The sequence below is a fragment of the Leptolyngbya sp. ST-U4 genome, assembly GCF_039962215.1.
Classification (GTDB): domain Bacteria; phylum Cyanobacteriota; class Cyanobacteriia; order Elainellales; family Elainellaceae; genus Leptolyngbya_A.
In genome coordinates this window covers 354,685-366,937 of sequence record NZ_JAMPKZ010000001.1, presented here as the reverse complement: position 1 = coordinate 366,937, position 12,253 = coordinate 354,685, and the positions used below count along the sequence as shown (strand labels likewise).

Annotated in this window: 4 protein-coding genes; 3 read left to right on the top strand and 1 reads right to left on the bottom strand. The window is 51.1% G+C overall.

Annotation, left to right across the window (positions count from 1 at the left end):
- The first annotated feature begins 117 nt into the window (after positions 1–117).
- Both NDA02_RS01550 and NDA02_RS01545 read left to right on the top strand, forming a co-directional pair.
- Positions 118–918, top strand: coding sequence for a class I SAM-dependent methyltransferase (locus NDA02_RS01550; RefSeq protein WP_190794134.1), 801 nt, complete (start codon positions 118–120; stop codon positions 916–918).
- A 31-nt stretch (positions 919–949) separates the two neighbouring features.
- Positions 950–1,891, top strand: a complete 942-nt coding sequence (locus tag NDA02_RS01545) for a glycosyltransferase family 2 protein (protein ID WP_190794117.1) — start codon at positions 950–952, stop codon at positions 1,889–1,891.
- 28 nt (positions 1,892–1,919) lie between these two features.
- On the opposite strand, the gene ilvN is transcribed toward NDA02_RS01545, so the two are convergent.
- Positions 1,920–2,441, bottom strand: coding sequence for an acetolactate synthase small subunit (gene ilvN, locus NDA02_RS01540; RefSeq protein ID WP_190794116.1), 522 nt, complete (start codon positions 2,439–2,441; stop codon positions 1,920–1,922).
- 238 nt (positions 2,442–2,679) lie between these two features.
- Between ilvN and NDA02_RS01535 the strand changes: the two genes are divergently transcribed.
- The gene (locus NDA02_RS01535; protein WP_348254302.1) at positions 2,680–11,976 is read left to right on the top strand and encodes a cadherin domain-containing protein; all 9,297 of its coding nucleotides are present in this window, start codon (positions 2,680–2,682) and stop codon (positions 11,974–11,976) included.
- Positions 11,977–12,253 lie beyond the last annotated feature (277 nt).

Sequence of the window (12,253 nt, the reverse complement as noted above, 5' to 3'; positions counted from 1 at the left end):
CTTTCCTAAGAATCGGGAACTAGGGGGCAGTTCACAGCCATCGTTGTTCAAACCTTCTCCAATCTCCTGAATTGAGCTTAGGCGAATCTGTGAGACAAACCAATGCAGGACGAAATCTTGAAAGATGAAATTCTAAAAAAAGAGCAGGAATTTCACGATCGCTGGGCCTCCCTGATCGATGTCGAGGGCATTCGGGTTCGGGATTATTTTGAAGCTTGCACTGCTCCTGAAAATCGGTTTATTCTTCAGCAGATCGGGAACGTGCGGGGTAGATTGCTGCTCGATCTGGGCTGCGGAGCCGGGGAAAACAGCGTTTATTTCGCCAGTCGCGGAGCGCGTTGCGTGGCATCAGACTATTCGCCAGGAATGGTGGAGGTGGCGTTAAAGCTGGCGCAGTCGAATGGGGTGGCGATCGAGGGGCGAGTCATTAACGCGATGGCGATCGATTATCCCGATAATACATTTGACATTGTGTATGCCTCGAATCTGCTGCACCACATTCCGAATCCGAAGCTGACGATTCGAGAAATTCATCGAGTGCTTAAACCGGGTGGGGTAATGTGCTTTTGGGACCCGTTAAAGCATAATCCTGTAATTAATGTGTATCGGCGAATGGCAACCAAAGTGCGAACCGAGGACGAAACGCCATTGGATATCAATCTGGTTCGCTTTATTGATGATTTGTTTGGTCGAACGATCTACGATACGTTTTGGATTGCAACGCTGTGGATTTTTCTTCAGTTTTATCTGATTGAAAAAGTCCACCCGAACTCCGAACGCTACTGGAAGAAAATCATTATTGAGCATCAGCGACTTCAGAAGACGTACGATCGCCTGGAAAAAATCGATCGCCTTCTCAAGCAAATTCCCGGCATGAAGCGGTTTGCCTGGAACCTGGCAGTTGTCGCCATTAAGTAAGTGCTATTCAGTTTGCCGTCAAGTAAGTGCTATGGCTCCCAGATACTCCCTGGTTGTGCCGATTTACAACGAGGAAGAAAACATTGCTGAGCTGTATCGCCGCTTGAGCGGTATGGTGCAATCCCTGGACGGGGAAGCCGAGTTTATTTTAATTAATGACGGCAGCCGCGATGGATCGCTCTATTTGCTGCGAGAACTGCACCAGCAAGATTCGCGAGTGTGCTATCTCAGCCTTGCCCGCAATTTTGGGCATCAGATTGCTGTCACTGCCGGACTCAATTTTGCGCGAGGAGAGGCGATCGTGGTGATGGATGCCGATTTGCAAGACCCGCCTGAACTAATCCCGCAGATGGTCGATCGCTGGCAGCAGGGCTATCAGGTTGTATATGCACAGCGTACCCAAAGACGGCGTGAAAACTGGCTGAAGCGGCTGCTGGCATTTGGTTTCTACCGTGTGCTGCGCCACCTTGCCGATGTTGAAATTCCGACGGATACAGGCGATTTTTGCCTGATGGATCGTCAGGTCGTTGCTCTACTGAATGCTATGCCCGAACGCAATCGCTATATTCGCGGCTTACGCGCCTGGACAGGATTTCGCCAAACGGCAATTTTATTTGAGCGCGACCCACGCTACGCCGGAAAGGAAAAATACACCTTTGGCAAATCGCTGGCACTGGCAATCAACGGCTTGGTGTCTTTCTCCAGGGTGCCATTGCGGATTGCCACCTATTTGGGATTAGCGGCGGCGGCAGTGTCCCTGCTGATGGCAGTGCTAGTGCTGTACTGGCGACTATTTGCGCCAAACTCACCCCTGACAGGATTTGCTGCCATTACCGTGGTCATATTTTTCCTGGGAGCGGTTCAGCTTATTTGTATCGGTATTCTGGGCGAATATATCGGGCGAATCTATGAAGAAGTAAAAGGCAGACCGCTTTATACGCTGGCAGAAATTGGAGGATTTCAGCAGAAATAACAAGGCTTGATCGAGTAAGTCAAACGACCTAAACCTTTGCTTCGGTTAGCGACTTCAGATATTCGGTGTTAACGCCCGATTCGCGCACCAGAGCAATTTTTCCAGTCCGCGCAATTTCGCGAATGCCAAAACGACTCAGCGTTTGCTGAATTGCCACAATCTTGCCCGGATCGCCTACCACTTCCAGAGTCAGCGCGTCTTCACCCACATCCACAACCCGTGCCCGGAAGATCTGCGATAGCTCAATGATTTCCGATCGATTTGAGCTGGTTGCATTTACCTTTAGCAGCATGAGTTCTCGCTCTACGCAGGGATCTTCAGTAATATCCTGCACCTTGATCACATTAATTAAGCGATAAAGCTGCTTTGTCACCTGCTCAATAATATTGTCATCGCCCGGAACGACCATCGTGATCCGAGAAATTCCATCTTGCCCGGCAGGACCAACTGCCAGACTTTCGATATTGAAACCGCGACGGGCAAACAGTCCGGCAATTCGGGTTAACACGCCCGCTTCATCTTCAACCAGTACGGATAAGGTGTGCTTCATAACGTTGAAATTTTGTTGAAAGTTTGGCTTGCAGAGATCGTTTCTGGAGGGAAAACCGTTTGACAGTTGTAGGGCGGCATTCTAAAACAATCTCTGATCATAGCCTGATCCCACAACTTTTTCCCGACAAGATTGGGTATCCGTAAAACTGACGGAAAGTATGTTGTTTCTGCAACTGTAACAGCCTGCGTGGGTAGTCTCTGGGAAGGGGAAATCTAGTTGTGAGCGAGACACGATTATGCAGGTTAATGCAGGTGCAGAATTTCCAGTTAATAACACTACCGACGGGTATCAAAGCACCTATCCCAGTGAAGGGGTGTTTGACAACACCAGCACCGAGCTCGCTCGCTCAACGCGATCGATCGCCATGGCGGCAGACGGCACGTTTGTTGTGGTTTGGTCGAGTACAGGTCAGGATGATGCGACGAGTTTCCTCGAAACAGGGGTGTATGGTCGTCGCTACAACGCAGACGGTACCCCAATAGGAAATGAATTTCTAGTCAATACGATTACCAAAGGGGATCAGACTGCGCCTTCGGTTGCGATTGATGCGTTAGGCGGCTTTATTGTCACTTGGTCTAGCAACGCAGGCAGCTTTCAGGATGACAATTCGGGCTTTGGTGTGTATGCTCAACGCTATACCAGCAACGGTGAAAAGAGCGGTTCTCAGTTTCGCGTCAACTCAGAACCCTTTAATCAGCAGCTCAGCTCGGTTGTTGCCAGCGATCGGGATGACGATGCTAGCGATGCCAACGACGGCGGATTCGTCATCACCTGGACAAGTGTCGGACAGGACGGCGACGGCTTGGGAGTCTTTGCCCGACGTTATAACAGAGATGGGGTGGCGCAGGGTAGTGACATTGCGGTTACATCCGTTAACCCAGCCAATTTACAAACTACAGGCAGTCAGCTCAACTCTACGGTCGCCATGGCAGACGACGGCAGCTTTGTCGTGGTTTGGGAGAGCAGTCAGAGAAATAACAGCGACACGAGCAACACGACAGGCTACAACATTTTTGCTCAGCGGTTTAACGCACAGGGCATCGCGCAGGGCGATCGGATTCAAGTTAACTCCTTGGCTGCGGGAGACCAGCGCAAACCGTCAGTTGCAATGGCAGCAGACGGCTCATTTGTGGTGGGATGGTCGAGCCTGGATCCCCAATCGTTTAGCGGTTTGGATGTGTATTACCGTCGGTTTGACCGAAATGGAACAGCGTTAACCGCTACAGAGCAGCAGGCAAATACAAACCTGTTGGGCAGCCAGCAGGACGTTATGGTGGCGATGGCGGCAGACGGGAAGTTTATCCTTTCCTGGTCATCCGCTTCAGGGGATCAGGGAGCGGGTATCTATGCCCGTCGCTTTGATGCTAACGGTAACCCGCTCATCAGTAGCCCGGTCAATTCTACAAGCAGTGAGTTTCGCCTTGATGCAGGCGCACCGGCTGGAAGCTATAGCTCGATCGCTGCGTCAAACAACAATTTTGCAGCCGTTTGGACACGCAATGATGGCAGTGAGGACGGCGTATTTGGACGTGCTTATTCGATCATAACCCCCACAGACAACACCCCCCCGACCAATATCACCCTGACTCCTGCTCCGCCTCAGGTTGCAGAAAATAGCATTGGCGCCGTCATCGGCACACTCTCAGCAACCGACCCAGAAGGAAACAGCATTTCCTACACCGTCAGTGGGGACGATCGCTTTGAAGTCTTTGGCACTCAACTCAGGCTCAAAGCAGGGCAATCGCTGAATTTTGAGAATGATAACGATAAAGAGATCGTCCTGACCGTCACGGCGAGAGATGACGGCAACCCCAACCTGGAGGCGACACAAGAATTCACGATCCGAACGACTGATGTTAACGAAGCCCCGACGAACATCACGCTTAGCAACGACAAGCTAAACGAAAATACTCCGGGCGGAACGGTCGTGGGGACGCTCAGCGCGACTGATCCAGACACAAATCAGAATCAGACGATTCGTTTTTCGATCGCCGAGAACGAATTCTATGCACTCAGCGGCAACCAAATTGTTGTCAAAAACGGAGCAAACCTCAACTTTGAAAACCCGCTGAGCCGATCATTCAAAATTAGCGTTACCGCTACCGATAACGGCACACCAGAGCAGTCTACAACGCAGGAACTCACAATCACGCTCAATGATGTCAACGAAGTTCCAGTTGACCTTCAGCTTGAGGGGAGCCGGACGGTTGCAGAGAATGCCCCAGGAGCGGTTATTGGCACAGTAAAAGTAACTGATCCCGATGGCACGACGCCAGTTTTAACCGTCTCGGACGATCGGTTTGAGATTGACCCTTCCACCAAAAACCTGAAGCTCAAAGCCGGTCGCAGTCTGGACTATGAGGCACTGGGAACCCAAAAGGAAATTACCTTCGACATTATTGCCACCGATAGCCAGGATCCAAGCCTGGAGTCGCGGCAAGCAGTGACGATTACGGTTACAAACGTTAACGAAGCTCCAATCAACCTCAGCCTCAGTAATAACAAAGTTGTAGAGAATAAGCCGGGGGAGATCGTCGGTCAATTGTCTGCGAATGATCCAGAAGGTGATCCGCAGAATTTCTCGCTCGTGGGTGACAGCCCGTTTGAAATCGACCCTCTGACAAATAACCTGAAGCTTAAACCGGGGGTTAAACTCGATCGCGAAGCGACTCCAACAATCAGTGTCATAGTTCGTGCCAGCGATCAAAACAATGGCAGTTTGTATTCTGATCAAACGCTGACGATCGACGTTCTGAATGAAAACGAGCCGCCAACCGACATTCAGCTAGAGAACGCACAGCCGATTGACGAAGAGGTGAAGGGCGCAGTCGTCGGCACGGTGAAGGCAACCGATCCCGATAATCCAACTCTGACGCTTAGCGTGAACGATCCCCGGTTTCAAATCGTCCAAGTTGGTGCCGATTGGCAGTTAAAGCTGAGTGACAATGCAAGCCTTAACTATGAGGAATTGGTCGGCGGTAAACTCAGCCTGACGATTACGGCAACAGACAGCGATGGTAAAACCCTCAATCGCGTCTTTGAAATCAACGTTAATAACGTCAACGAAGCTCCATCGCTGAGTATTACCGAACAACGCAGCGTCGGAAACAAGAAAGCAGGTGAAACCGTTGGTACTGTTATATCGATCGATCCAGAAGGCACAATCCCAAGTTTTGAGGTTAGTGACGCTCGGTTTGAAGTAGTCCAGATCGACGGCGTGTGGAAGTTAAAGCTCAAGAACACTGAAAGCCTCGACTATCAAATTGAGCAACAAGTCACGGTAGAGGTAATTGCCACTGATCAAAGTCCCGAAAAGCTAGAAACTCGCAGGTTGGTAACGGTTCGGGTCGCGGAACCCGGTGCACCAACGAACATTACCCTGACCCCTACAAACCCCCATCAGGTCAACGAGGCAACGCCTAATGCGGTTGTGGGAACGGTCACGGTTGACGATGAAGATAGCCAAACTCACACGTTTACCCTGGACGACGATCGATTTGTCATCGTTGAGGTTGAGGGGAAATATCAGCTTCAGCTTGCAGAAGGAAAACTGCTCGATTTTGAAACTGCAACAGGACCAATCCCACTCAAAATTACAGCAACAGATTCTACGAATCGTTCGGTTACGAGCGAGTTCAGCATTTTCATTCAGAATATTAACGAAGCTCCAACTGACATCACGATCACGCCCGGCAGTCTATCGGTTGACGAGCAGCAGTTTGGTGCAGAGATTGGCACGATCGCCGTTATTGATCCTGATGAGGGGGATACCTTTTCTTACAAATTCAGCAGCGACGACTTCAGCAGCGACGATCGCTTTGAGGTCAGAAACGGCAAGCTGAAGCTGAAAGACACTGCCCAGCTCGATATCAACGACAGACAGACGATTAATCTCACAATCACTGCGACCGACCCCGGTCAGCTGGAAATTACCAAGACGTTTCAAATTACCGTCGATCCGGTTAACTTTGCGCCTACTGATATCACGCTTGCAACAAACACAATCAATGAAGATGAAGACGGGGCGATCGTTGGCAAAATCTCGGTCGTTGATCCCGATCGTGGTGATCTTCATACGTTTGAATTCCCTAACGATGCCCGCTTTATGGTGGATGGCGAGGGTAATCTTCGCCTCAAGCCCAATGTAAAGGTTGACTTTGAAACCCAGCAGACCATCACCCTCGATATCACTGCAAAGGACAATGCCAATCCACAGGGATCATTCACCAAGCAAATCACGATTAATGTTAACAATCTCAATGATGCGCCCGTTCTAAAAGACTTTACTCCGGCTGCGTCGATCGCTGAAAACAATGAGGGAATCGCGATCGGCACACTAACGGTAAGAGACCCAGAAAACAACCCCTTCACCCTGGAGCTGAGCGACAATCGCTTTCAGATTGACCCTGTCGCCGGAGACGTTTGGCAGATCAGGCTAAAACCGGGTGAAAAATTCGATTTTGAAACTCTGACGAATGGTGCGGTTTCCCTCGTAGTTACGGCAAGAGACAACGGAACGCCAGAGCGCACCACAACGCTGGATATCGCTTTTCAAGTCACTGATGTTAACGAAGCCCCCACTAATCTGGGATTGTCGAATCTTACGATTAGCGAGCAGGTCGCTGGCGCGGAAGTGGGTCTGGTGCAAGTCACTGATCCCGATAAGAATGAGCAGTTCCGCTATGAAGTAAGCGACGATCGCTTTTTCGTCGAGAATAGCGGCAAACTCAAGCTGAAGGATGGGGTCAGCCTTGATGCCGATACAACTGAAGAGATTACGCTAACGGTTACTGCTATCGATCGCGGTGATGAACGCATTTCCCGTCAGTTCATCATTCAGGTCGAGCGGCTCAACCTGGCCCCTACTGAGATCGAGCTTGACAACACAACGATCAATGAAGAAACTCAGGGTGCAATCGTTGGCAAACTGAAGGTCACCGATCCCGATCGCTTTGATACGCACACGTTTACCATCAATGACGCTCGCTTTGTGGTAGACGCAGAGGGCAACCTGAAGCTAAAGCCGGATGCGTCGATCGATTATGAAACCGAGAAAAAGCTAACGCTGCAAATCACGGCAACCGACAACGGCAACCCGGCACAGTCGTTTACCAAGTCGTTTGAGATCGAGGTCAACAACCTCAACGACGCGCCAGTTTTAAGCTTTACCCCGGCTCAGGCGATCGCCGAAAACGTTTCAGGAGTCACGATCGGTACGATTAATCTTTCAGATGCCGATCTACAAGATACGGTCACGCTCACGGTTACGGTTAACGGTGTTTTAGACGATCGCTTTGTGGTCGAGGGCGATCAGCTCAAGCTCAAACCTGGAATCAGTTTTGACTATGAAACCCTAACAGACGGCAAACTGACGATCGCACTCATTGCAACCGACAATGGTAATCCATCCAAAAAAACCGAGCTGCCGATCACAATCAACGTTGCGAATGTCAACGAAGCTCCCACTGCCGTTACCCTCAGCTCAGTCGAGATTGACGAAGGCATTCCTGACAATAGCCTTGTTGGCTCACTGGGCGCGATCGATCCCGATCTCAACGAAGCGTTCACCTACCAACTCGTAGACGGCTTTGGCGATCATGCTGCCTTCGTGATCGAAAATAATCAGCTTCGCATCCGGAAATCGCCCGACTTTGAAACCAAGTCCAGCTACCAGATTCAAATCATCAGCACCGATCGCGACGGCTTAAGCAGCGCGCCCCAAACCTTCACGATCACGGTGCGAGACCTGAACGAGCCACCAACTGATATCACGCTACAAGGCAATATCGTTGCAGAAAACGCAGCAGGCGCGACGATTGGTGATGTCGTAGTCACCGACCCTGATAGTGATCAGTTCACCTATAAAGTGAGCGACGATCGCTTTGAGGTAAAGGATGGCAAACTCAAACTGAAGCAGGGACAAAGCCTCAACTATGAGGAACTCACAGACGGCAAACTAGACCTGAGCATTACGGCGATCGATAACGGTCAACCTGTCGGCAAACTCACCAAACCTTTCACGATTACCGTTACCAACGTCAACGAAGCTCCCAGCGCAATCAATCTAGAGAACAAAAGCGTTGCCGAAAACAGTGCAGGGGCGATCGTTGGTAAGTTGACCGCGACTGATCCTGATAAAGACGATACGATAACCCTCAAACTCAGCGGCGACGATCGATTTGAGATTGACAACCAGGGCAATCTGAAGCTGAAAAACGGGCTCAGCCTCAATTCTGAAGATTCCGCTCCCATTCAGGTCACGGTCACAGCAACCGACAGCAAAGGACTGACCCGATCGGAAACCTTCACGCTCGAGGTAGTCAACGTCAATGAAGCCCCGACTGGAATTCAGCTATCTCCCAGTACGATCGAAGAAAACCGTGCGGGTGCAACGATCGGTAGATTGACCGCAACTGACGCAGATAGCACAGCATTTACCTTTACGGTTAGCGATTCCGTCCGGTTTGAGGTGGATAGCCAGGGCAATCTCAAGCTGAAGGCAGGACAAAGCCTCAACTATGAAGAACTAACAGACGGCAAACTTAGCCTGAATATTACGGCAACCGACAACGGGAATCCGGCGGAAAGCTTCACGCAGCAGATTACGCTGAACGTTACCAATATCAACGAAGCCCCCACCGAAATTCGCCTGCTGAACGATCGAGTTGAAGAAAACAGGGCAGGAGCGATCGTCGGGCAGTTTCAGGTCGTTGATCCAGACAAAAACGATCAGTTCAGCTATCAGGTCAACGACGATCGATTTGAGATCGATAACCAGGGTAGCCTGAAGTTAAAAAACGGTATCAGCCTCGACCGCGAAGCCACCCCTACGATCGCGCTCAATATCACAGCAACCGATCTCGGTGGACTGAAGAAGACGCAGCAGCTCATTATTACCGTCACTGATCAGAACGAGGTGCCCACCAGTCTGACCCTTGAAGGAACGACCGTCGATGAAAACGCCTCGCCCAATACACCGATCGGCACTTTTAAAGCAGTCGATGCGGAAGGCGGCAGTTTTCGTTACAGTCTGGTTCCGAATGTGGCAGACAACAATGCCTTTGCCATTGCGGGCGATCGGCTGCTGGTCAAAAATCCGCTAGACTACGAGACTCAGAAAACCTACTCGATTCAGGTTGCCGTTACTGATAGCGAAGGGCTGAGCCTGACCCGCACGTTCCAGATTGAAGTTAACAACGTCAACGAAGCTCCGATCATTACACCCGATACGGGTACGCTTGCTTATCAGGAAGATGCGGGCGCAGTGGTAATCGATTCAACCCTGAGCCTGACCGATGTCGATAGCCAAACCCTGTCCAGTGCGTCGGTAAAAATCGTTAACTACGTGCCGCAGCAGGATCAGCTAAGTTTCACCAATCAAAACGGCATTAGCGGACAGTTCGACGCGGCAACCGGAACGCTCATGCTGCAAGGAACCGCTGCGGTCAGTACATATCAAAATGCTCTGCGATCGATTGCTTACACTAACACGAGCAACGCCCCCAACACCACCAATCGCATCGTTCAGTTCACTGCCAGAGATGGTGCGCTCACCAGCCAGATTGCTACCCGCACCATCCAGATTGCGCCGCGTAACGATGCGCCAATCGTCACCCCTTCGGTTTCATCCGTCGTTTTTTCGGTTGACGACCGGGCGATCAATCTCGATGCCGCAATTGGGATTGCCGATATTGATAGCTCCACGCTCAATGGAGCCACAATCGCGCTGGAAGGCTATATGCCGGGCGAAGACAACCTGCTGTTTAACGACCAAAATGGCATTATTGGCAGCTTCAATGCGGCGATCGGCGTTCTGACTCTAGCGGGCACGGCTGCACTGGATACCTATCAGCAGGCGTTGCGATCGATTATTTATCTCAACAGCAGCCAACAGCCCACGGCTCAGGGTCGATCGGCGCTGATTACGGTGAGCGATGGCACAAGCAGCAATCCGGCTAGGATTAACTTGCAGTTTCAGCAAAGCGTTGCACCTCCAGTGGTTGATTTGAACGGCGGAGGAGCCGGAAACGACTTTAGCAACACGTTTGTCATTTTGGGTCAGCCTGTTGCCGTTGCTTCTAATGAAACGCAACTCACGGATTCTGATAGTACCGTGTTGACTAGAGCCGAAATCAGAATCTCGAATTTGTTTGATCCCAACAGCGAGATGTTGTCTGTGGATGTTGCCGGAACTGGGCTGAGTGCCAGCTACGATCGCCCTAGGGGAACGCTTAACCTGAGCGGTTCTGCGCCTTTAAGCAGCTATGTTAAAGCGATTCAGCGCATTCGCTATCACAACTCCAGCCCTGCCCCGGATATGACCACGCGGGTGATTCTGTTTCGGGTCAGCGATGGCACTCGCCTGAGTAACGCCGCTCAAACCACAATCCAGATGACGAGCATCCGGCTCAACAACGGTACGGTCATCGGCGATCCGGCACTGGTCACCACTCCTGCGACCGATCGCATCAACGCCCAGGACGGTAACGACACGGTAATTTCCACGCTGGCAAACCTTCAGCAAAACGACCTGATCGACGGCGGCACAGGCATCGACACGCTGACCCTGACCGATGGCACAGGCAACGCCCGCATTGAGATTGCCAATTCCACCAATCAGGTGAGCGGCGTTCTTGTCAACAACACAATAATCACCAACTTCGAGCAGTTTAACTGGAGCGGCTTCAATGGCAGTGTTACCCTGATCGGCAGCAACGCAAACGACGGCGTCATTACTGGATCGGATGCAGATAGCTTGTCTGGAGGTAACGGCAACGATCGCCTGATTGCTAACGGAGGCAACGATCGCCTAGACGGCGGCGCCGGGGAGGACTACCTGGAAGGCGGCACAGGTGATGATGTTTACGTGATCGATAGTTCGGGCGATCAAGCGATCGAACTGGAGAACGGCGGCTTTGATACCGTCTCTGCCGCAATTAGCTACACGCTTCCCAAGGACATTGAAGATCTGATTTTGACCGGAGGCGCGCTAACGGGAACAGGCAACGCTCTCGATAACGGTCTGGTTGGCAACAGGCTGAACAACTTCCTGAGTGCCGGGCTGGGAGACGATCTCCTGCTGGGCAACGACGGCAACGATATGCTGGTTGGCGAAAGCGGCGAAGATGAACTTACAGGTGGACTGGGGAACGATCGACTCCTTGGCGGCGACAATAACGATCGCTTAGACGGAGGCGCAGGACGCGATCGGCTAACGGGCGGCAAAGGAAAAGATAGGTTCATCCTTACCAGCTCTCAGAAGTCAAACCGCGATGTGATCACGGACTTCAACAGCAAAGACGACACTATTTTGATCAGTCGCCGCAGTTTTGGACGACAGGTGCGTCGAGGTCGAGTGCGTATTAGCCAGTTCGTTTTGGGTAGCCAGGCACAGGATGGGAACGATCGCTTTATCTACAACAAAGGTTCCCTGTTCTTCGATGTTGACGGCAGCGGCGAGGCAAATCAAGTGCTGATTGCAAAACTAGGCGGTCGTCCCGTTATTCAGCGATCGAATTTGCGGGTGATTTAGTAGGTTACTTACTTTGCTTTTGTCTTGAGATGAATAGGGGGCGATGCAGGGTCTCAAGTTGTGTCTTCATATTTCGATTCAGCAACGCCCTACGAATTCTTTGTAAAATCTCCGCCATCGGCTCTGTCTATCCCTCCTGAACAGGTTCCTGAACGCTTCTCTGTTTACTGGGCTGGACTGCCTGCTGCAATAGATAAATCACAACTTCATTCAAAGTCAGGACTATTCTCAGCCGCAAGACTTTGAATACGGTCATACAGTTCTTCCGGCAAGTTTT